Below are 21,380 nucleotides of genomic sequence, written 5' to 3' on the forward strand. Positions count from 1 at the left end.
GAGAGCAGCATGAAAAACACGACGGAACCCGAGAGCCGGGCCGGAGGATCGGGCCCCCAGTGCTCGGCGGCTACTCGGCGTCGACGAAGTCCGGCTCCGTCCGCTTCTCCGCTCGCTCCTCGACGAGGTGGTCGACGAAGTCGTCGAGGTCGACGTCGCCGCGCTGGTTCTCGAAGCGGTCGCGCACCGAGACGGTGCCCGCCTCCTGCTCGTCGTCGCCGACGATGACCATGTACGGGAGGCGGTCGTCGTGGCCCGCGCGGATCTTGCGGCCGACGGTCCAGTCGCGGTCCTCGACCTCGACGCGGAAGCCGGCGTCCTCTAAGGCGTTCTTCACGCGGTGGGCGTAGCCGAGCGTCTCGTCGGAGACGGGGAGGATCCGGACCTGCTCGGGCGCGAGCCACAGCGGGAAGTTGCCGTCGAAGTGCTCGATGAGGACCATGAAGAAGCGCTCGTAGCTGCCGTACAGCGCGCGGTGGATCATCACGGGCTGGTGGTCCTCGTTGTCCTCGCCCGTGTAGGTGAGGTCGAACCGGTCGGGCATGTTGAAGTCGAGCTGGACCGTCGGCCCGTCCCAGACGCGGCCCAGCGCGTCCTCGAAGCCGAAGTCGATCTTCGGCCCGTAGAAGGCGCCGTCGCCGGGCTCGACGTCGTAGTCGTAGCCGCCGGAGTCGAGGACGTCGCGGAGCTGGTCCTCGGCGGACTCCCAGATCTCGTCGCTTCCGACCGACTTGTCGGGGCGGGTCGCCAGCGCGACCTCGACCTCGAGGTCGAGCGTCTCGACGACCTCGAAGATCATCTCGATGACGGACTCGATCTCCTGGCGGATCTGGTCCGGGCGGACGAACAGGTGGCCGTCGTCGATGGTGAACGACCAGACGCGGGAGAGCCCCGACAGCTCGCCGCGCTGCTCTTTCCGGTACACCTTCCCGTTCTCGAAGTAGCGCTGCGGGAGGTCGCGGTACGACCACGACTGCTGGTCGAAGATGGTCGCGTGGCCCGGGCAGTTCATCGGTTTGAGCCCATACTCCTCGTCGTTGACGTCGAGGAGGAACATGTCGTCCTTGTAGTTCTCGTAGTGGCCGGACTGCTTCCAGAGTTCGGTCCGGAACACGTGGGGGGTCTCGACCTCCTCGTAGCCGTGGTCGCGGTTGAGCTCGTTCGCGAAGTCGGACAGCTCGCGCAGCACGGTCTTCCCCGGCGGGTGGTACAGCGGCAGGCCGGGACCGGTCACCGTCGGGATCGAGAAGAGGTTCATCTCCTGGCCGATCTTCCGGTGGTCGCGCTCTTGGGCCTGCTCGCGAAGCTCGAGATACTCCTCGAGGTCGGACTCGCTCGCGAAGGCGGTGCCGTACACGCGCGTCAGCGTGTCGTTCTCTTCGTCGCCGCGCCAGTAGGCGGCCGACACTTCGAGGAGGGTCGCCGCGCCGATCTCGCCGGTCGACTCGACGTGGGGGCCCTGACAGAGGTCCTCCCAGTCGTCCTGGACGTAGAAGGTGACCTCCTCGCCGTCGGCCTCCTCCTCTAAGATCTGTCGCTTGTACTCGTTGTCGGCGTAGATCTCTTTCGCCTCCTCTCGCGACCGGACCTCGCGCTCGATGTCGTAGTCCGCCTCGATGATCGCCGCCATCTCGTCTTCGATGGCGGCCAGGTCATCCTCGTCGACGTCGATGTCGGTCACGTCGTAGTAGAAGCCGTCGTCGGTCGGCGGGCCGATCGTCAGGGTCGCCTCCGGGTGGAGCCGCTGGAGGGCCTGCGCGAACACGTGGGCCGCGGAGTGGCGCAGCACCGTGAGGTACTCGTCCGACTGGTCGGTGACGATCTCGATCCGCGCGCCGTCGTGGACCTCGGCGTACTTTTCGACGAGTTCGCCGTCGATCTTCCCCGCGACGGTGTCGCGACCGAGCCCGGGGCCGATCTCGAAGGCGACGTCCTCGACTGTCGACCCTGCCGGAACGGTCAGCTCTGATCCGTCCGGCAGGACGACCGTCACCTCGGCCTCCGCATCGGTCTCGCTCATACAGCATCGGAGCCGGACGACCGGCATAAGTGTGTTCGATCCGCGGCGCGGACTGGCACACGCGGCCCGTCGGGCCGCCCGATCGCAGCGTAGGGGGCCTCCCGGTCACAGCGCTCCCCCGAGCCCGGTCCCGGCAAGTCACGCCGCTGCCCGGGATCCCCGGATCCGGAGGGAGCGATGGCAACACACAAATCCGGCGGCAACGTTTGCCGCGCTATGACCGCTCATCGGGAGCCCCTGTCGTCGGTGTTGGAGACGATCGGGGAGACGCCGCTCGTCGACGTCCACGATGCGCCGGACGCGGTGCCGGTGTACGCCAAGCTGGAGTCGTTCAACCCCGGCGCGAGCATCAAAGACCGCATCGGGAAGTACATGCTTGAACGCATGCTGGAGCGCGGCGACGTCGGCGAGGGCGGCACCGTCGTCGAGCCGACCGCCGGCAACACCGGGATCGGGCTCGCGGTCGCCGCCAAGCAGCTCGGATTAGAGGCGATTTTCGTCGTCCCCGAGCGGTTCTCGGTGGAGAAACAGCAGCTCATGCGCGCGCTCGGCGCGGAGGTGGTGAACACCCCGAGCGATGACGGGATGGGGTTCGCGATCGACCGCGCGCACCAGATCGCCGAGGAGCTCGACGACGCGGTCGTCCCCCAGCAGTTCTCGAACCCGCTCAACGCCGAGGCGCACTACGAGACGACTGCGCCCGAGATCGACGCAGCGCTCGACGGCGAGGTGGGCGCCGTCGTCGCCGGCTGCGGGACCGGCGGGACGCTGATGGGGATCGCCCGCTACTTCCGCGAGCAAGACCCGGACACCCACGTCGTCGCGGTCGAACCCGCCGGCTCGGCGTACCGTGAGTTCCTCGGCGCGGACGTCGAGCACGAGGAGTACAAGACCGAGGGTATTGGCACCCACGACACCGAGCGCAACGAGCTGTTCGACCCCGACCTCGTCGACGAGATCCAAGCGATCGACGACCGCGACGTTCACGAGGAGATGGGCCGGCTCGCGAGCGAGGAGGGCCACCTCGTCGCCTCCTCGTCGGCCGCGAACGCGATCGCGGCGAAGCGGGTCGCTCGCGACGTGCGCGACGGCGCGATCGACGCCCCGCACGACACGGTCGTCACCGTCTTCCCCGACTCCTCCGAGCGCTACCTCTCGAAGGGCGTCTACCGAAGCTTCGAGGAGTGGGAAGGGTAATATCGGAGTAAGCGTGGCGCCGTGTTCGGCAGTGGCGCGATATTTAAATCCGCTCTGAGCGACGGCTCTCTTTTATAAGGAAAGGTGGTGGCGCGTGCCTGCGAGCGGCCGCCACCGGCGGCCGCGAGGCAGCACGCGCGAGGGAGTCGGCGGTCCGGAGCGAAGCGGAGGACCGCCGACGAGGCTGGGGAGGCGTGAGGTGCGGTTGCGGTGCGGGGCGGGACTCAAAGGGGCAGTCGCGAGGACGGCGCAGACGACGTAAGCACCGCAGCGAGTGAGCGGAGCGAACGAGCGAGGAGCGCAACGAGTGTGCGCCGTCCTCGCGACTGGGGCTTTGACGATGTTGACCGCAGACTTCCTGTCTACTTATAGATGGCCGACAGCAACGCCTCAATCTAGCTTATCTCGTCTGAGGGGATAGATACCAACAGAGCCGCTGTCGCTTACCCGCGCAGCCGCCCGTGTTCGACTTTGAGACACCGGTCTTGGACCACATCGATCCCGTCCTCTTCCGCAGCCGCGGCCGCCTCGTCGTGGCTGATTCCGAGCTGGAGCCACACCGCGCCGGCGTCGCCGCGCGCCGCGTGGCGCTCGCGGACGTCGTCGACGACGTCCGGCACCTCCTCGCTCGGCCGGAACACGTCGACGAGGTCGATCTCCTCCTCGACGTCGCCGACCGCGTCGTACGCCGGCTCGCCGAGCACCTCGTCCGCGAACGGGTTCACCGGGATCACTCGGTACCCCTGATTCTGGAGGTACGCGGGCACGTCGTGCGCGGCCTTCCCGGGCGTCGTCGAGCAGCCGACGACCGCGATCGTCTCGGCGTCGAGCAGGCGGTCGAGGCCCGCGTCGTCGGTGATGGGCATGGCTCCTCGTACGGTCTCGACACGATTAAGCGGCCCCCACGGTCGTCGCGGTCTGGGAACCGGCAGTTTGCATTGTCTCCCGGTCAGGGGAGCCGGATCTCGGGCTCGCCGTCCTCGGGGACGGTGACGATCCCGTCGAACAGCTGCTTCAGCGTGTTCATCGCCTGGTCGTCATGAGCCGTCGAGTCGATGCTGTACAGCCCGAGGCCGTCGACGCTCTGGACTCGGCCGGTGAACACGTGGAGGAAGCGGAACACCGTCTGGAGGTCCGAGTACATCAGCAGCGTCGACAGCGAGTGGACCATCACGCGGTTCCGCTCGATGCCGCGGTCGCCGAACGCCTGGAGGAACTCGGAGAGCTTGATCCCGATGCCGGTCATGTCCACCGGCGAGGAGGTGTACTTGATCCGGTCGGACTCGCGGGTGTCGCCGCCCTGCTGGCGGGTGACGCAGTCGACGACCGCGACGGGCTTTCCCTCGTAGGGCGTCCGCTTGTCGTAGTCGCGGAGCACCCGGTCGGCGCCGTCCTTGGTGGTGACGACGATGGCGCCCTCGTCGCGGTCGGTCCCCGCGGCGAGGATGTCCATCATGATCGACCGCTTCCCGCTTAGCGGCGGGCCGGTCAACAGGATGTTGGTCCCGGGTTCGACCTCGGCGTCGAAGTGCGGCGTCAGCTCATACATGGACGCACCTCGGGGGCGACGTCGACGGCGCGAGCCACTCGTTCGGCCGCGAGGCCGTACGACCAGGACACATCTACTACCGAAACATGCCCGCTCCGAATAATATTCTTTTTGATCGTCCCTTACGAGGCGACAAGTCGTCTCGACGCGGTCGTGGACCCGATCAGCCGCCGAATTCCGGCACCAGCGCGGAACGAGACGCCACCGGATCGCGGGAACGTGTCACGCCACCGAATTGATCGACCGCCGGAGCCGGCGCGGAACCGTCGGACTGCGCGGCGGCGCTTTCGGATCGCGGGACTTAACACGCTCTCGGAAGTACACGGCGATGAGGGCGCTTAGCTCAGTTTGGACAGAGTGCTTGGCTTCGGACCAAGTTGCCACGGGTTCAAATCCTGTAGCGCCCATGCGTTTTCCACTCCTCCCACAGCTAAACGAAACCCCTGTACAGCGGCGGCATTAGGGCAAAAGTAGCTCGTTGAAGCGCTAGAGCCCAACCTGTCGCGGCTTGTTTGTCGCGCGCCCCATCGCCATCCCGACATCTAACAGAAGCCAAAGTACCCCTATGGGAAATAACTATGGTAATCGCTCACACTCGATGGTTCAGTCGTCGGAATCATAGCGTATGCTGAAACCGTATCAAACCGTGAGCAACGGTAACTAGGACACGGGTCTCAAAACCGTTTGACACGCTATAAACACACAATACGACTACTTCTCATGAACACCCCCCACTCAACGTAGAACCTAGACTAGGATTCTGCTGTAAAGTAGACTATCCTAGGCTACTCGCTTAGACAGGGATTCTTGTCTATACTAAACAGGAACGAGGGCGAACGACTACTACGTATAGAGACGCCCCCTCAATACCTTATTAGATTCGTCAATCACCACTGACCACGAGCGTACCCTGCACGAGATAGTAAACTGAGCGCAGACCTTCCTCTGGGCTCTAGATGAATGAAGGGAGAGAATGAGAGTAGTCCGGGGTGGCCCGAACGAGCCAGTCGACTTGCTTGACAAATGTCGTCAAGCACAATCGTCAAGAAAAACGGGCGAGAGGGGGTCGCGTCGGCTGCGGCGGCATCCTTGCGTTAGTATACTCGCGACTAACGGTGTGCAAGTAACCGAGTTGTAATAATTAGGAGGGGGGCTCACCCTAAAGGTGTACCGCCGACAAAAGTGGGTCTGCACTCATTTCTTGACAATACTTCTTGACGACATTTGTCAAGCAGTTCCCGCAAAAGAGACCGTCGAAAAAAAAATAATTCCTCAGATATCCTTCCCTGACGCTTTGAGCAGTTTCTCCTCTGTGGGGCACCAGATAGTGTCTTTAGGCAGTTTAAGCACTTTCTCGTTGTGTTCTAATCTGACGACGAACTTGCCGCCGGACTGCTTGACAAGCTCGTCAATCGCTCGGTGCGCCAGCTTGGGGTCAAGGTCGATACCTTCAGCGTCGGATAGGAATTTTCGCGCGTCTTTGGCCTTCAGCTTCGCGCCCGCAACACTACCTCCTGCCCAGTCTAGGTAATTCTTGGCGAGCGTCGCTGCTCTTCGTTCGTCGACGCGTCGGAACTCGTGTCCCTGCAAGAGTCTCATTTCCATGACGGAGAGCTCGCTGGCTATGTCGACGTTGATGTTCTTCTTGGCATTCAAGAGGTCCATCTTGGATTCTACGTCGTCCATCCGCTCGTTTACCCGGGCGAGTCCGATTTTGTTGGTTGTACGCACGCTCGACGTTTTATTCTCAGTCGATCACATCGGGTTAGAGGAAGTGTCTGCTTTGGGAAGATGTGCAACAACCCGAAGCAGACAGCGAGATAGAGGAAGAGCACCTGCTTAATTTTGTCGTCAACAGTCTTGAAGAGGAGCTTTCGGTAGATCTCGGAGAAGACGTTGAGGTCTCTACGGAGACATTGTACGAGGTCCTCGCCGGCGCCAGCGCCGGCGGGACCTCGATCAATCACGTCTGCGAAACGACTGACGACTCACCACACGCTAATACCGTCCGTGGACATCTCACCGATCAGTTTGAACTGGATTCGGTTGAATCGGTTGGAGACACGCTGCTTCAGCGAGATACGCTTGAGACACTTCCAGATCGACCGGTGGAGGTCTGCGCAGACCTCCACCTCGATCCCTACTACGGTGATGAGGACGAAACCGAGGCTCTGTACTCCTCACAGGCCAAGCGTGGAACAACGACGTTTCACGCCTATGCGACGCTCTACGTACGTGTCCGCAACAAACGATACACGCTGGCGGTTCGCCAGCTTGTCGCTGGCGATACCACCAGCGATGTCCTCGCTGAGTTCCTCGAACTGCTCGACGGCCTTGACCTCGGCGTCAAGGCCGTCTACCTCGATCGTGGATTCTACAACAGTACCTGCCTCGGACTGCTGTCCAAGCACAACTACGCCTACGTCATGCCGATTGTCAAGTGGGGCGAGACGATTCAAGACGAACTCAACAGAGGCTGGAGCCGCGAGATCGAACACGATCTCGCCGGTGAGGTGACGTTCCCCGTGTTCATCGACTGCGTCTACCAGCAGGGACGATACGACGAACACGGGGTGGCGCGTCACGGCTACGCCGCTGACGCGCCGTTCATCGACACACCACGGGATGCCCGAGAACACTACAGCAAGCGCTTCGGCATCGAGTCGAGCTACCGATTAGCTAAGCAGAGCCTCGCTTTCACCAGTTCTCAGGACGCTGGGCTCCGGCTGATGATGTTTGTAGTGAGCCTACTGCTTCAGAACAGCTGGCGATATCTCCACTGGAAGTACGTGGCGGCGCCCCGCCGCGGGGGGCGCCGCCTCTTGCAGTGGTCGTTCACGGAGTTCTGCGAAATGACGCTTCGCGCAGCTTGGACAGCACTTGGTGTGCGTAGGTCTGTTCCAGCGAACCAGTCACTTGACGACCGGTTCTTCCGGTAGCTGTCCACCGGTCCGGACAGCGGTCGTGAGTGGCGACGCCGTCGCGTCGGCGGCAGTCCGCCGCCGACAGCGGCGATCCATCCCGAAAATCATGCTCACTAGCGGTTCGAAGATGCTCCACAGCTAGTTCGGTTTGGTTCACCGTGATCAAACGGGGTTACGCGGCTGTCGATGTGATCGACTGATTCTCCACTTGGTCGGCGAGGTCGTCGACGCGCGCGGCCAGTGTTAGGACCAGCCGTTCGTACATGTCGATGTCCTCACTTCCGGTGTCGCGTGCGCGTTGGATGATTCCCCGGACTTGTTCTTCTGCTGTTTCTTCGTTCTCCCCTTCGTTTTCTCCTTGTTCACCTCTGCTTCGAACTCCACTTGTCGTAGTTGACATATACTGTCAAGATGTACGCGGGGTATATTGGCTTATCTGCGCACAATATACTTAGAAATTATATAAATTATCTAATTATCCGTCTCTAGAAGGTTCCTGCTCCCATAATTTATTACTTCATATCTGGTTAGTGATGTAGTTAAACCTATACTGATAGTACCCCAATAGTATGACAGACCTTTACGCGATATGCGGGGGTCGAGAACAATGAGAGACGAACAAACGAGAAACGATTGCGGTATTGACCACGCGCCCGGAGCGCGTGAAACAGCACGACGACTGGACACACACTTCGCCGCAGTGTTCGGTGTAACGCCAGAATCGCTCTTTGGAGCAGGTGGAGGTGATGAATGAATTATTCGTCGCAGTGGCCGTCTTAGGGTTCTGTCTGTGGGTCGTGTCGCTCGCTGTCCTCGCGTGGGCAGACATTACGACGCGACAGCTTCAAGCAGAGTTGGAAGCTGAAGAGACTGACTCGACGCCCCCGTGGGAGCGCGAGAGCGGGATTGACTACGAGATTTACGAGTACGGTGACCGCTGATGTCGTCGACAAACTATGTGTCTGAAACGGAGTCGCTCTTGATGAGCGCTCGATATTCGCTCATCGCCGCCACAATGGTGGTTGACGACGACGAGGCGTCCGAAGAACTGGGACGCGTCGCTGATGAACTCTGGAATATCGAACAGAGGCTCTCCGAAGTCCTCGTGGCTGGTGATTCGCGATGAATAACTTTAGAACAGTCGCGATACCCGGTCTCGTCGACAAGAACGGAAAACAGAGAAACAAGACGGTTCCGACGCACTGGCACACGCGTGAACTTGTAGAGCTTGGTGAGGGTCAGTTTATGTGGCCGTGCCCGGAGACCGACACGACGGTCTATCTGGACACTGACCTCCGCGACAAGGATTATTATATCCTCTCTGTCGAAACGTTCGACGGCGAATTACTCCACGAGGAGAATATCGAGCAGACACACCGGTCTATCTGGTGGATGATGCTGGACGTGCTCAATCACTATTCCATACTGTTCCCTGACGGGTATTTCAACGGAGGTGGTGACCTATGAGCGCTGAACGTCGCTCGTTTGCGTCTTACAGCGATTTTGCCGGGTACGACGGGGCAAAGGACCTCTCTCACCAGTCAGGCGAGTACAAACCTGAACAAGTGATTGAGGGAGTGTCTGAAGAACTCGATATGGCTATCATGTCTGTCGCTGTGCAAGAGGGATTGTATGCTGACGAGGATGTGAGTATACTCTGCCCCGGTTGTTACGAGGAACTTGATGGCTGGCACGATGGTCTCCCGTCTCCGTTGCTCTACTATGACCGTCCGCTTTGTCCGAAGTGTGGACAGAAGTTATACCGGCACGAGCTCGTTGTGACCCCTTCGAATAAAGTCGGGACACACGACCCGGAGGAAGTCCGAGAATTCGTTGTAGGATTCTTCCGCTCGTACCAGTTCTTCGGACCAAGCCGTGACGCTCACATATTCCGAAATTGGGAGCATCAAGACCGCTGGAACGACATGGCTGACGAGTGGGATTTGAACCCGTCACAACGCCCAGAATGCCCCGTGTGCGGTAAGCTCGGTGAGTCTGGTCGATGGGACACTGACCACCACGACCGCTCGACAGACCGCGTCTTGTGCCTCTGTCGCGACTGCCACCACTACGGACACAATACGCAGTCCTCAGGGGCTGTTGACGGCGGGTCTAACATGCCCGGGGACGTTCAAGACGCTAAGGCCCAGCGATACGGGATGCGCAACGGTACAGACATCAAACTTGCTCGGTACGCTATCCGGTACGAAAAGAAGCACTCTGATGAGGACTTACAGGAGCGCTACGAGCGGGATGGGGGTAAGTGGCGTCACATCGCTAAGCGCATTAACGCGTACTCGTGGTCGTACGGTGTTGACCTTGATACGCGCGCAACAGAACTTGAAGCGATTGTGAGTGTCTACGAACAGCTACTCGCTCAAGAAGGAACTAGCTTCCTAGAGCCGAATGATGGGTACCCGGAGTGGTAGTATCGTTTTGACGATACACCTATAGTGTACCCCGCACTATTGGTAATTGTAGAAGCCCAACCTCCACTTGTTTAGACCAAGAGTCTGGTTTTCGCCTTGGTCGCTCTCTGTGCAGGGCTCTACACTCTCGTTCTCCCCCCTTTCAAAGTTCGCGGCCTCTCTTTTTTATTGAGATAGCATAATTAGTGAGTGTTGAGCTTTCAGGGATTCACGGATTTTGTACACTGACCACTATTGTTTTATAAGATAGAGATGCGTATCTCGTAGTATGACTTTGAGGGACTCGGTTTGGCACGAGGTAATTCTGATGATATACAAGCAAGATAGCTTTAAAATATCAGATTTGCCCTTCGAGGAAGGCCAGTATCATACTGCCCGACGAGTGCTGCGCTCGATGGAGGAGAAAGGATATTTGATGCGTACGAGTCCGGGGTCGAGTATTTGGCGTCGAGGGCCGCTTGCCGACGCGCTCATCGCTGAGCAGTCGTGGCGAGACATAGATACGATTGAGACTCCTTCCGGGGAGACCGTCGTCGCTCCATGGACTCGGTCGGAAGCTCAGACGTTGGAGTACCTCGAACTATTTCTCGACAAGTTGTTCGAGGAGGAAGGGGAGTATGACCGGGAAGACGTGGAAGAGGTGTTAGAGCAGGCTTCTCAGTGACGATACCTCTTTGCATTAGTGATTCGTAGTCAGATATGATAGTTATGTGTTCTTGTACTCATTCTGAGGGCGTGGCTTACCCGGGTATGGTTGATTGCCCTCGTTGCTGGGATTCTGACGTTGACGGAGACTCAGAATAATTTCTTATCGTCTACGATACACCTTTACCCTGCCCAGTAGTACCCATATATTGTTAGAGTAGTTCTGTACGACTACTTTTTTTGCGATATGACTACTGTACGCCTCCAAGTCTGCCTCCCTCCGCAACTGGCAGCTAAAATTGATGAATCGGTCGAGAGCGGCCACTATAACTCCGCCTCAGAAGCAATCCGCCACGCTGTGCGTGAATTCCACGGTGATGCCGAATGAATTACTCACGTCTTGGTGCTATTCTCGGGTCTGCTTTCGGGCTACTCGTTGCGCTCGCACTCTTCGAATTAGTATTGTGGGAGTACGCTGGCGCAAACCTCTCAGACTATCTCTACGACTATGTAGTATTGGTAATAACTTCGCTTCTGCTTCCAATATTATACTACTTGACCAACGAGTGGTTCCTCGCGGACTCGCTGAGCGAGAGAGTGGGGAAAGTGTTTGTTCTCTCCCTCGGAGTCCACTTGCTCATCCCGGTGTTCTACTTCGCTCTTGATTTTGTTGGTAGTTTCGTCGACCTCGTACAAGCGTACGTGACGATGGCGACCAACTCTCACGAGGTCGTCCTCTCGCTTGTTATCTTGTTTGTGGTACTGTATATTCTGGGCTACGTCGGTACTCTGGTTGTTCCGCAAGGTGATGCCGATGTCTGAAATCGAGAGTCACCAGCTCGACATCCAAGCCGAGCTATACCGCATTCGCTCAGAAATCGAAGCGTTAGAAGAAGAACTCTACCGGCTCAAGCGACGCGAAGAGAGCTTTGAAAGTGAGTTTGAGGATATCTCGGAACGCCTCGACGAGGGTGATTTCTGATGGGAGCGCGCAATTGGATGCGCGGGCAAATCGTCGGTTGGCTTAGAGAGACTCCCGGGGACGATGACCCTGAGTGGGAGGATACTGGCCGACTCGGTCGAGCAAGCGCTTGGATACGAGACCGTCGTTGGTTCGCCGCCGTCGCTACGTTCTTCCTAATCGGACTTATTGGCGCTTCCGCTCCGTATATCCCTGAATTCCAAGCCGTTGAACCCTTCACACCGTTTGCTATCGCTGCTGGTATCCTGACGGCAGGGTACGTGTGGGGTCACGGCTCAGCTCTCGAAAAACTCGGAGAAATCGAACAGTACGTCGTATACACCGGGGACTCCGCAGCTGTCTTTTTCGGGCGAGCGACGACGACAGAGACTGGCTCTACAGCGTTTGAAGCACTCTCGTCAATGGGCTTCCGCGGGTTTGGAAAGAAGTATCAGACAATCCGTGACCGGTTTGCTCGGCGAGATATTGAGCGACACAAGGAAAAATATCCGCGTTTCGCCGCTGATGGTGACGACACACTGCGTTACCGGATGCCGGACCATACGGTCCATGTTGACGGGTCGTCGACTGACGCAGATATCATCAAACGGGTACACATAGCTCACGCAGGAGAGCTCGAAGACGACCTTGATTCCACTCATACGGACGTTCAGGCGTCTATTCCACGCACTATCGACGTTAAGTCGAGCAATCAGATATCTCGCTACGTGAGTGAGCAGGAGGAGACTAATCAGCGGATTAAGGGGCGTCTCCGTGTGCTCAAGCGAGAGTTGGACGCTATGACTACGATGGAGCAGTCGTTGACTGCGGATAATCGTGACCGGTTGATGTCGGAGTTAGATGTGATTGCGCAAATCCTCAATAACCGGTCTATCAACGCTAAGGAGTCACAGGAGTCTGTGGACTTGTCTGGCGTAACTGGGGATGCGACGGAACGTGCGGACGACCGCACAGGTGATTCTCGATGAGAAAAATAACTGTACTATTCGTTCTCTTAGCGGTCCTCGCTCTCTTCGCCGTCCCCGGAATGGCCCAAGAAGAGTGTTCAGAAGGATTTGTCTACGACAACGAACTCGAAGAATGTGTAGAATCGACTGGAGACGGCTCTGGTGAGTCACCAGACTCATCTGACAACGAAGACGGGGTATCGGGCGGAGAAAACGGAGAAACGTCTCAGAATGGAAATGAGACGGCAACCAACCAAGTTACTGCTAATCTCACAGTCACCCAGCCCCACTACGTGACCTCAGGAATTCGTCAACAGGATGACGGTCGAACGTACGTGGCTAGTGGTGAGGTAGTGCGCATCAATCTACAGGGGGTCAACGAGTCGGATATTATCCGTGCTGGACTCAATGTTGATTCGGGGTCGCTCAAGTACGATAAGCAGTCTGAGCAGTATATCCTTGACACAGGTGGTGTTTCGGGTACATACGGTGTCTACTGGGTCGAGTCAACGGACGCCGGCCAAGTGACACACCGTGCTAACATTAAAATCGAGGAAGCAGATTATGAGTTTGTTCTCGCGACATCTTACGAGCGTCTCACTGAGAGGGCGCAGTTTGGCGAGTTTACACTTGACCTCTTCGACGAGTTCTGTGACGGTGTAGAGTCGTGTGAGACTCTGATGGACGAGCAAGTCTTCCCGTGGTACATGTTCGCTCAGAACCCGTTAACCGCACTTACAGGCGACTTCTTGGCAATTGGTACGCTACTGATTTTCCGCCCCGGTGGTTGGTTCATCATCGGTCTCGTATTCTTGCCCGCCGCCGTCCTTGTCTGGCTCGCTCGACGAGAAGCTCGAACTCTCCGCCGTCAAATGGCTGAGATTGGCGATATTGACGAGGCGCGGAAGAAGCAGTATGTGAAGGAGATGAAGCAGATGATTTCAATGAAAACGTGGCAGGACTACGGCTTCAGCGATAATCATTCACAGTTCCTCCGCAAGTACCTCGGCGATAATCCGTGGTCCGGTTTCGAGCAGCTCCGCCAGCATCTAACAGAGACAGATATTGCTCGGGCTATCCTACGAGCGCACGGTCAGCTTGGTTACTCACTCGTCGAGAGTGATAGTGGTTACGAGCTCGTTGAGGACGCTGAAGACGGTGGAGACCCCACTGATGTTGATGAGGAGGTGTTCCTCCAAATTGATTGGTCCCAAATCGATGGCCGCGTATTGCATCACGAGGATGTAGACCGGCAGGCACTCTTCACGGATGGCCTCGCAATTGCTCCTGAACCGACTGAGGGAGACCTCATAGATGAGCTCGATATCAGTGTTCGGGAGGATGGTGACCCGTACGCTCTCGTTGATTCCCGGGAAGATGTCGCGCGCCTGTTTGCTGACTTCTTATCAGCAATAGCGTCTGACCCAGATTACACGGATGACGAGGGGCGTCCCCGCGCCGATATGGACGTGCTCAACATTCTCTGGCTCATCGTCGACCAGAACGCCACCAAGTACGGTCTCCCGGTGTGGCATACTCGCGACCTCCTCATGGCGGTTCGTGAGGAACTGGACGCTGGTGACCGCCTCTACAGCAAGGTTAAGGATATCTCAGGTGGTCGGCGATGAGGACACCGCCGAGTCCAGATATTGTCGCGATTCTGCTCGCTCTCGTCATCATATCGATTGTAGTCATCACGCTATGGCGGTCTCGGACGACCGGGTATACTCCTGAGCAGTTAGCACACCGAAAAGCGTTGAAGAAGCAGTTGAGGAAGGCTCGTGGTAAGAAGTGGTCAGTGGTGACTGATGCGGATGGTTCACCAATTTACGTGGCCACAATCAGTGGTGTACACCTTGCTCATCGGGACCCAGTAGAGCTTGGCCGTACAGTCGCTGAGTTTTACGACTCTGGTCGCCCGACGTTCGCTGAGTATTATTACACAGATGTAGTCCGGGGGCTAATTTCTCTTGAGGAGTCACGAGCGCGGTTGGATGCGGATTGCCGGTTGCGTATCACAGCTAACCTTCGCGAGAAAGTTCGCAAGTCGCGTGAGGGGATTAGTGCGGTCGATATGCGGCGCGAGCACGTTGATGATTTCAGATATCCTCCTGAGACGTACGATGCGTCCTTGAGGCAGTTGGTGGAGCAGGGAGAGGTGCAGGTAGTTGGAGACAAGCTGATATATCTTCGTCCGTGAGCGTCACCCTTGCGTCACCCTTGCGTCACCCTTCAAATCGCCACACGGGGGCGGGATGTCACCCTTGTCACCCTAAACCCTCCCTCCCCACGGTAGCACAATTATATGTTAATACGCGCGGGACGTTGGAGGTCGGCTCGTCACAGTTCTAAAATCTAGGTCGGAAACAGGGGGTAGCACTTGTTTTAAGCGACTTCTTCGAGGTTGTGTCTCTCATCTTCCCTATCAAGATAGTCGAGACCTCGCTCGTTCAGGCAGATACGCTTCCATGCGTTTTTGCGGCTGCCATCTGTGTAGGTTGGCCGAGTCTTGTCCTCGTCTTTGTCGAGCGAGTAGTAATCGACGATGTCTTCCATCAACTGTTTCTTCGTCACATCCATCCCTTCGCCGTTGGTCATCGCCCATACCCGGTACGCGTCGTGTAAGTCAACGGTGAACGCTCGGCTTTCGTCGTCTTCCTCGATACAGGAACTGGCGAACTTGTAGGTTGAGCGGTCGGGTTCCTCGCCGTCAACATTTACTCTCTCTTCGAACAGCAATCTGTTTGGAACACTCACGTCCCACGGTACCTCTCGCATTTCTTCTTCGTCGAGCACGCTGACCCTCGCGATTAATCCGTTACTGTATACCTTCGTGTCCAAGTGCATAGACCGGGGAGGAGCCATCTGTATCGGCATAGTGTACCCTTGCTCGTTGAGCAAAGCGCACTGGCCCGTCGGATACTGCGAGACAGTCGCTGCGAGCCCTCTGCTGTTTAATACCCGAGTTTTGAACGCTTCATACACGTCGTCTACCTGCCCTTTGAACGCGTAGACACGGTCAGCGTGCCCTCTCACGTCGTTATCTAACTGGGCTTTGAATTTCTGGCAATCAGCAAGAATCTCTAAGCGTGCGTGACGCAGGTCTTCACCGTATTCTTGCAGAGTCGCTGTCGTCGCACTCTGGATAGATGCTTTTCGAACGTCCTCACTCCGCTTATTCTGCGACGGAGCGAGCTTTTGAATCTCCCGGAGGACGACTGAGAGCATTGGGTAGTTGCCGAGAGTGTTTTCGCGGGCGAGTCGTCGTCGCTCGTTGATAATCTTCTCAAGTAGATAGTGCATGACGACGAGCTTCTCGACCTCGTCATCCATCAAACTCACAGTGAACGACGTGATGAGACTGGGGTCGCGGAATATCTCTTCCCATTCGAGCAGGTTCGAGCTCTGTTTATCTCGTATGTAGCCTTTATGCTGGAGAACTTCGAGACTAGCCCGGATACGGTCAGCTACGTCTGCGCGAGCGTTAGTCTCGTATACAGCGTTCGAGAGGTCTTGGAGAGTCCAATCGTCTATCTCCCGGTCTACCTTTTCATACGCGATACGCAGGTACTTTTGTTGCGCGTCGGTCTGGTCGACCATCAGCACGAGGCCTTCTTTCGGAATCTCTGAGGCAGGAATCGCGAACGGCTTGACAACGAATTCGTCACTCTCAGTGTTGTAGGGTAGTTCGAGCCCGTCCAATGATTTCGTCATCGGGACATAGATTTCCAACCCGGGACGAGAATACTCGTCGTCGAACCCTATTGGCAGCCCCATCTCTTCTCGGACAGTGATGAGGTCTTCATCAGATTCTTCCACGTCGTACAGAGCGTTCTCAGCCTTTGACTGGTCGTGGAGGTCGATGAGCTTGTTACCTGCCGCGACATGGTCCTCGGCTTCCGTCTGCCCAGCTGTACTCTTACCACTCCCGTGCGCACCTGCGGCGATGACCATCTCTGAGTGGTCGAGAGACCGGAGTACCTGCTCATCATCACGTGTAGCCATCCACGGGAGCCAGCGTCGCCCCAGTTGGAGATTGTAGCCGAATACCGGTATCTCTCGGGAGAGTTCGCTGTCGACGACGCCTTCGACGACCGCGGCGCTCTGAAGACTAAGAAAAATGTGTTTGAGCGCTACTTGGCCGTCGTAGGACTGTGCTTCGCTCGTCCAGTAGTCAGTATCCGGGTCGTCGACGAATAAGAACAGGTCGTCCCAGTGCCAGTCAAGCGGTCGGCCTTGGACCGCGCGGTGGTAATCGTCTATCGTGTACTCATCAATGTCGAGAGCGGGGTAAAGTATCTCACAAGAAATAGCAGCGAGACGCGGCCAGTCTGTTTCTGAGAGAGCTTCGTTACCATGTTCGACCGCGCTTTTGATGAGCTCTTCCCGGTTGATGGATAGCTCTTTTCGGCGTTCACTGCGGATGTGTTCGCCAATATCTCTGGAGGAACTCATGCGAGTTCAGGGCGGCTAGCTTTCTTCGCCGCGAGAATGATGTCCAGAAACTCGGATTCACACTCTGCGAACTCTGCGTACCATGCGTCTCGTGCTTCGGTGATGACGACCTCTGTCTCGTGGGTTTCGGAGAACTGGAGGACGAGCTCGTCGGGGTCCGGAGTGGGACGGTATACAGAGCCCCATCGCTTGATGCGCTCGGGGAGTTGTCCTTGTTGGAGCTCACACGGTGCGCCTGCGCAGTGACAGAGGGGTTTGTCCCGCGTGTCCTCTGTTTCCGTCGTCGTGGTGTATTTGAGGTATTCGTCTTGAATGTAGGCTCTCAGGAAGCGTCTGAAGCTGTCTTTGTCTTCAAGTCGGCTCACTCTACGTTGTACCGTGTTGAATCGTTCTCGGAGCTCGTCAGATACGTCTGGGTCTAAATGTGGGTTTGAGAGAGCTGCGACACACTTCTGCTGGAGTTTGTCTAATTGGTTCATAAATTATCAACTTAAGAGATTATCTGATATCCTTGTCAGGCCGGTCGTAGTACATCACGATACCCGCGAAGAACAGGATAATGCCCGAAATCACTCCGCCTGCAACTCCAAACACGGTGAAAATCAAGAAGGTGAGCGAGAGCAGGAATATCCCCGACATCACTATCCTAAGGAACGTGATGCCTTTGTACGGTGCGTAGAGCAGGTGAGGGTAGCGTTGTGCGGCGACGAATCCTGCGAAGAGCATCAAGACGGCGAAGGTAAGGAAGAGTACGCGCGCATCCATCAGCGACCACCTCGACCGCTGATAAAGTCGCTCACGCGGAAGCCGAGACCGCGAATCACCAGCAAGATGACGAGCAGGATGAGGATTGCAATTAGTAGCACTGGCCCCCAGCCGTACGCGATGAAGGCTAAGAGAGCAAATATTACAAAAGCGATACCCAGCAACGAGTCCATCTGGAGGAAGTCAAGTATACTCATAATAGTCAGAATAGGTTAGCGAACCAGTCGATGACACGAGCAGGTCCGCGCATCAACTCGTTACCGTATCCAAAGATGCGGTCGACGGGTCCGGGTTCCAGTTTGTAGCGTACTTGCGGAGCGTCAGCAGTTGTAGCGTGGACGTACAGTTTATTGTCTACACCGTCGCGCTCAACCGTGTAGATTGGTTTATACGTATCAGAAGAGCGACCGGGTCGCGCCCATGTATCTTCTTCTTGATATTCTACGAGGATGTGCTTAGCTGTATCGCCCTCTGGCGCGTTAATCACGTACGCTCCAGAGTCGGGGGACAACTCGCCTGCTTCAATGTACTCCCATTCATCCCCAGCTTGTCCAAACCCGGTAAATTCCTCAACAGCGTTTCCTGTGGTTTCTCTACCGAGTTGAATGACGGCTCCTGTCTCGCTCATCGGGATGGTCATCTTAGTGGGGCCGTCGACCTCGACGTGGACGATGATGTAGTCCTCGTCAGGCGAGATGCTGACGCGAGCTTCACCGTTCTCTTCGAGGCTCTCTACCACACCGTTGTGAAGCCCAAAGTAGCCACGAGGGACGTGGAGTCGGATTGTGCGGCTGATATCCTCTTGGTAGTCGATGCAGAGGAAGTCGTACGCGATGTCCGGGTGTGTGAGCGAGCGAGCGTTACAGCCGTCTTTGTCAACGCTGGCTGTTATCGTTACGTCGGGAGCGTTGATGACGGATTTGGCGAGTCCGGAGTCTCGGTATTGTTCTTTTTTGTCATCGGTCCACAGTGCGTGGTCTTTGTCTAGCGTGGTGACGGGAGCGGCGGCAGCTGCGGAGAGCGGGATGCTCGCCAGCACGAGCATGAGTACGAAAAATACGTTACTGGGTTTCATCATAGGTCCCACTCGAAAACGAGCTTGTACACTCTCGCTACAATCTTACTCGGGTACTTGGTCCACTTCTGCCAAATCGAATCGAACGCTGGGAACCACCGAGCTACTGCGACGAAAAGGAGTAGAGCGAACACCCCGACGAAGAAGAGCGTGAGGCCCGCGGAGACGACTGAGGAGACAATAGCAGCGACGATGAGCGCGATAGATGCGACGAGCATCTGATTACTGTCGTCACGACCTTCGAGCAAGCCGAACGCTACTGGAATAGAGTACGCGTAGTACGCGATAGTCGACCACACAAACGGCGGGACAATCTGGTCAGGCTTGACATCGATTAAAAACTGCTTGAGGTTCCGTTGAAACGCTCGTAGTTGTCTTCGTAGGCTCATCTAATCACCCGGAGAGCTCGCGAAGGAGAGTTCCGCTGATGTCACCGTCGAACTTAGCCGCTTTGTTGATTAGGTATGACTTCTGGGGGGTCTTGTCCTCATCAACGTAATTGGTGATAAATCGGTCGAGCTCAGTTTCAGACTGCTCAAACGCGTATCCTTCAATACTGAGGTAAGCGTCGATAGACTGGTCCGTGGAGTCAACCATCTCGACGTTGGAGATAGAGTTGTTCGCGTCAATCGTTGTGACGAGGTACTTCGACGCTTTGTCCCCGGAGTCGTCGACGAATTCGAGGCGGATTACATCATAATCATCGGTCGGGGTGATGCGCTTATCCGAGTAATTAGCGATTTGAGCGCTGTCAGCGTTGAAGGTCGCTTGTACCTTGTCTGCCTGCTCTTGTGCGGTTGTGTCTGTGCCACCTGCTACTGAGTACGTCGCTCGGTCAATGAGACCGCTGACGCCAGCTTTGATTGCGTTAAAGAGTCCGTCGTCGTTCGCGTCGTCGCAATCACCGAGTAAGTCGCTGAGGGCTCCACAGTCATCTGCTGCAGCAGATGCGGGTAGGGCCATCCCGGAGAAAGCGAGGAGGACTACAAAGAGGACTCCAAGTATTTGGTTGAGATTCATACGTGTCCCAGAAGGGATAGACGCACGCGAGGAATCGAACCTCGACTCGCGTTGAGTACCGTACGTGCGTGTGTTAATTCGTCACTGACTGCTTACAGGAAGCGACCAGCGAGAGCGAGACCGACGAACGTGCTGCCCCCAAGAACGAGGGAGCCGACAGGTCCGGCTGCTACAAACCCGATGAAACCAGCTGTGGCTGTGACGCCAATGGCACCATACGGGTATTTTTCAATAATTTTTAACATTGTCTAAGAAGAGAGACCGGGTGTTTACCCGACCACCTTGAAGATGTCCGAGACGCCGAAGTTGTCAGCGAATACGTTAGCGTCGAAGAGGCCGTCTCCAGCGAATACGTCGCCAACGGAGAAGGACGAGCCACCAGTCGAGCTGATGTCGACAGACTGCTTGTCGTAATCGTCGCTAATGTGGACGGTCAGTACGTCCGAGGACTCGTCGTAGACTGCGTAGTGTCCCTCTTCGGGAGTGTCCTCAGGCGCTCCGTTGTATACCTTAACGGGCTCGCCCTCGACAAACGCGGTCGAGAGAACCATCCATTCACCGTCCTCGTCATTGAACTCAGCAGCGGTATCATAAGCGTCCGATACGTCAGATGCTGCGAGGTCGTACGAGACAGTCCGGTCAGTGACAGCGTCACCGTTTGCGTCTTCCTGTACAAGGATTACCTCGTCGTCAACGGATGCAGAGTCAACTTCGAAGAGGTCACCAATTGCGCCGCGGAGGTCAAACCCGGAGTCGAGCGCAACGATGCTGTCCTCAGCGTTGAGTGCAGCGTCGCCGACACGGATGACAGAGCGGTCGTTAGAGTTAGCGATGGAGACGTTGATTTCCGCCGCGGTCGAGGATTCGTCCCCTGCGTCGTCAGCCTTCACCGTGAAGGTCTTGGTTTCGCCAGCGTCAATCGGGAGCTCGGAGAGCTCGTCGTGGCTGGCGTTGTACTCGTAGTGAGTCGTCTGGCCCGAAACCTGCGTCATCGTCGCGGAGTACACGACTTCAGAGCTGTCAGGGTCGACAATCTCCATGTTAACGTCGCCCGTGGGGGCAGCGTCAAGGATTACTTCAATTCTGCTCGATTCATCTTCGCTCGCGTTAAACGAGCTTACTGTAGTCCCCTCGGTCCAATCGCTTGTAGGAGTCGTAGTTGTAGTTTCATCGTCGAACGACGTAACCGTCGCTGCAGACACTGAACCTACACCAGACGCTACGAGAGCGAAGGCAAGGAAGACTGCGATAAGTTTATTTCGCATTGTTTGGTTGTGGTAGCTCCAGAATTTTCCCGGGAAAACAGGAGGGTCCGAAAAAGGAGCTTATTTGCTTAATACGCTGTGCGACTCTTTAGGTGTATCGTAGGTAT

At 56.9% G+C, this 21,380-nt stretch carries 26 protein-coding genes and 1 tRNA gene; 14 read left to right on the forward strand and 13 right to left on the reverse strand.

Annotation, left to right across the window (positions count from 1 at the left end; all coding sequences use genetic code 11):
* Positions 1–70: 70 nt before the first annotated feature.
* The gene (thrS, locus tag ACOZ35_RS03115; protein WP_424015014.1) at positions 71–2,047 is read right to left on the reverse strand and encodes a threonine--tRNA ligase; all 1,977 of its coding nucleotides are present in this window, start codon (positions 2,045–2,047) and stop codon (positions 71–73) included.
* Positions 2,048–2,236: 189 nt separating this feature from the next.
* Here thrS and ACOZ35_RS03120 point away from each other — a divergent pair, with 189 nt between their 5' ends.
* Positions 2,237–3,217, forward strand: a complete 981-nt coding sequence (locus ACOZ35_RS03120) for a PLP-dependent cysteine synthase family protein (protein ID WP_424015015.1) — start codon at positions 2,237–2,239, stop codon at positions 3,215–3,217.
* Between the two features lie 443 nt (positions 3,218–3,660).
* Here ACOZ35_RS03120 and ACOZ35_RS03125 read toward each other — a convergent pair whose 3' ends face one another.
* Positions 3,661–4,083: a CoA-binding protein gene (locus ACOZ35_RS03125; RefSeq protein WP_424015016.1), complete on the reverse strand. Its 423-nt coding sequence runs from the start codon at positions 4,081–4,083 to the stop codon at positions 3,661–3,663.
* A gap of 83 nt (positions 4,084–4,166) precedes the next feature.
* Positions 4,167–4,766, reverse strand: coding sequence for an RAD55 family ATPase (locus ACOZ35_RS03130; protein ID WP_424015017.1), 600 nt, complete (start codon positions 4,764–4,766; stop codon positions 4,167–4,169).
* Between the two features lie 332 nt (positions 4,767–5,098).
* Here ACOZ35_RS03130 and ACOZ35_RS03135 point away from each other — a divergent pair.
* A tRNA-Arg gene (locus ACOZ35_RS03135) sits at positions 5,099–5,173 on the forward strand.
* Positions 5,174–6,038: 865 nt separating this feature from the next.
* Here ACOZ35_RS03135 and ACOZ35_RS03140 read toward each other — a convergent pair.
* A complete protein-coding gene (locus ACOZ35_RS03140) occupies positions 6,039–6,452 on the reverse strand; it encodes a hypothetical protein (protein WP_424015018.1) in 414 nt (137 codons plus the stop codon).
* A gap of 107 nt (positions 6,453–6,559) precedes the next feature.
* Here ACOZ35_RS03140 and ACOZ35_RS03145 point away from each other — a divergent pair, with 107 nt between their 5' ends.
* Positions 6,560–7,705 carry an ISH3 family transposase gene (locus ACOZ35_RS03145; protein ID WP_424013255.1) on the forward strand — a complete coding sequence of 382 codons (1,146 nt, stop codon included), beginning with the start codon at positions 6,560–6,562 and terminating at the stop codon, positions 7,703–7,705.
* Between the two features lie 157 nt (positions 7,706–7,862).
* Here the strand turns inward: ACOZ35_RS03145 and ACOZ35_RS03150 are convergent, their stop codons facing one another.
* Positions 7,863–8,090 carry a hypothetical protein gene (locus ACOZ35_RS03150; RefSeq protein ID WP_424015019.1) on the reverse strand — a complete coding sequence of 76 codons (228 nt, stop codon included), beginning with the start codon at positions 8,088–8,090 and terminating at the stop codon, positions 7,863–7,865.
* 346 nt (positions 8,091–8,436) lie between these two features.
* On the opposite strand from ACOZ35_RS03150, the gene ACOZ35_RS03155 reads away from it, so the two are divergent.
* The 11 genes from ACOZ35_RS03155 (at position 8,437) to ACOZ35_RS03205 (ending at position 14,893) form a co-directional block, all read left to right on the forward strand.
* Positions 8,437–8,631 (forward strand): hypothetical protein, encoded by a 195-nt coding sequence (locus tag ACOZ35_RS03155; protein ID WP_424015020.1) that lies wholly within the window; start codon positions 8,437–8,439, stop codon positions 8,629–8,631.
* 17 nt (positions 8,632–8,648) lie between these two features.
* Positions 8,649–8,816 carry a hypothetical protein gene (locus ACOZ35_RS03160; RefSeq protein ID WP_424015021.1) on the forward strand — a complete coding sequence of 56 codons (168 nt, stop codon included), beginning with the start codon at positions 8,649–8,651 and terminating at the stop codon, positions 8,814–8,816.
* Positions 8,813–9,157, forward strand: a complete 345-nt coding sequence (locus tag ACOZ35_RS03165; protein ID WP_424015022.1) for a hypothetical protein — start codon at positions 8,813–8,815, stop codon at positions 9,155–9,157. The genes ACOZ35_RS03160 and ACOZ35_RS03165 overlap by 4 nt, the downstream gene beginning before the upstream one ends.
* Positions 9,154–10,119, forward strand: coding sequence for a hypothetical protein (locus ACOZ35_RS03170; protein ID WP_424015023.1), 966 nt, complete (start codon positions 9,154–9,156; stop codon positions 10,117–10,119). The genes ACOZ35_RS03165 and ACOZ35_RS03170 overlap by 4 nt, the downstream gene beginning before the upstream one ends.
* 268 nt (positions 10,120–10,387) lie before the next feature.
* On the forward strand, positions 10,388–10,783 hold the full coding sequence (locus ACOZ35_RS03175) for a hypothetical protein (protein ID WP_424015024.1): 396 nt from the start codon (positions 10,388–10,390) through the stop codon (positions 10,781–10,783).
* A 228-nt stretch (positions 10,784–11,011) separates the two neighbouring features.
* Positions 11,012–11,152 carry a ribbon-helix-helix domain-containing protein gene (locus ACOZ35_RS03180; RefSeq protein ID WP_424015025.1) on the forward strand — a complete coding sequence of 47 codons (141 nt, stop codon included), beginning with the start codon at positions 11,012–11,014 and terminating at the stop codon, positions 11,150–11,152.
* Positions 11,149–11,586, forward strand: a complete 438-nt coding sequence (locus ACOZ35_RS03185) for a hypothetical protein (protein WP_424015026.1) — start codon at positions 11,149–11,151, stop codon at positions 11,584–11,586. The genes ACOZ35_RS03180 and ACOZ35_RS03185 overlap by 4 nt, the downstream gene beginning before the upstream one ends.
* Positions 11,579–11,746: a hypothetical protein gene (locus ACOZ35_RS03190; protein WP_424015027.1), complete on the forward strand. Its 168-nt coding sequence runs from the start codon at positions 11,579–11,581 to the stop codon at positions 11,744–11,746. Before ACOZ35_RS03185 ends, ACOZ35_RS03190 begins: the two co-directional genes overlap by 8 nt.
* The gene (locus ACOZ35_RS03195; RefSeq protein WP_424015028.1) at positions 11,746–12,714 is read left to right on the forward strand and encodes a hypothetical protein; all 969 of its coding nucleotides are present in this window, start codon (positions 11,746–11,748) and stop codon (positions 12,712–12,714) included. Before ACOZ35_RS03190 ends, ACOZ35_RS03195 begins: the two co-directional genes overlap by 1 nt.
* Positions 12,711–14,321 carry a hypothetical protein gene (locus ACOZ35_RS03200; RefSeq protein WP_424015029.1) on the forward strand — a complete coding sequence of 537 codons (1,611 nt, stop codon included), beginning with the start codon at positions 12,711–12,713 and terminating at the stop codon, positions 14,319–14,321. The genes ACOZ35_RS03195 and ACOZ35_RS03200 overlap by 4 nt, the downstream gene beginning before the upstream one ends.
* On the forward strand, positions 14,318–14,893 hold the full coding sequence (locus ACOZ35_RS03205; protein WP_424015030.1) for a hypothetical protein: 576 nt from the start codon (positions 14,318–14,320) through the stop codon (positions 14,891–14,893). The genes ACOZ35_RS03200 and ACOZ35_RS03205 overlap by 4 nt, the downstream gene beginning before the upstream one ends.
* A 185-nt stretch (positions 14,894–15,078) precedes the next feature.
* On the opposite strand, the gene ACOZ35_RS03210 is transcribed toward ACOZ35_RS03205, so the two are convergent.
* The 8 genes from ACOZ35_RS03210 to ACOZ35_RS03245 form a co-directional block, all read right to left on the reverse strand.
* Positions 15,079–17,148, reverse strand: coding sequence for a hypothetical protein (locus ACOZ35_RS03210; protein WP_424015031.1), 2,070 nt, complete (start codon positions 17,146–17,148; stop codon positions 15,079–15,081).
* Entirely contained in the window at positions 17,145–17,627 is a 483-nt protein-coding gene (locus tag ACOZ35_RS03215) for a hypothetical protein (protein ID WP_424015032.1), read from the reverse strand. Before ACOZ35_RS03215 ends, ACOZ35_RS03210 begins: the two co-directional genes overlap by 4 nt.
* Before the next feature lie 19 nt (positions 17,628–17,646).
* The gene (locus tag ACOZ35_RS03220; RefSeq protein WP_424015033.1) at positions 17,647–17,913 is read right to left on the reverse strand and encodes a hypothetical protein; all 267 of its coding nucleotides are present in this window, start codon (positions 17,911–17,913) and stop codon (positions 17,647–17,649) included.
* Positions 17,913–18,110, reverse strand: a complete 198-nt coding sequence (locus ACOZ35_RS03225; RefSeq protein ID WP_424015034.1) for a hypothetical protein — start codon at positions 18,108–18,110, stop codon at positions 17,913–17,915. The genes ACOZ35_RS03220 and ACOZ35_RS03225 overlap by 1 nt, the downstream gene beginning before the upstream one ends.
* Before the next feature lie 5 nt (positions 18,111–18,115).
* Positions 18,116–18,958: a hypothetical protein gene (locus ACOZ35_RS03230; RefSeq protein WP_424015035.1), complete on the reverse strand. Its 843-nt coding sequence runs from the start codon at positions 18,956–18,958 to the stop codon at positions 18,116–18,118.
* A 29-nt stretch (positions 18,959–18,987) separates the two neighbouring features.
* A complete protein-coding gene (locus tag ACOZ35_RS03235; RefSeq protein WP_424015036.1) occupies positions 18,988–19,377 on the reverse strand; it encodes a hypothetical protein in 390 nt (129 codons plus the stop codon).
* Positions 19,378–19,381: 4 nt separating this feature from the next.
* A complete protein-coding gene (locus ACOZ35_RS03240; RefSeq protein WP_424015037.1) occupies positions 19,382–20,008 on the reverse strand; it encodes a hypothetical protein in 627 nt (208 codons plus the stop codon).
* 269 nt (positions 20,009–20,277) lie between these two features.
* Positions 20,278–21,210 (reverse strand): VCBS domain-containing protein, encoded by a 933-nt coding sequence (locus ACOZ35_RS03245; RefSeq protein ID WP_424015038.1) that lies wholly within the window; start codon positions 21,208–21,210, stop codon positions 20,278–20,280.
* Between the last annotated feature and the right edge of the window lie 170 nt (positions 21,211–21,380).

Source organism: Halorubrum xinjiangense, assembly GCF_049604745.1.
GTDB classification, from domain to species: domain Archaea; phylum Halobacteriota; class Halobacteria; order Halobacteriales; family Haloferacaceae; genus Halorubrum; species Halorubrum xinjiangense_A.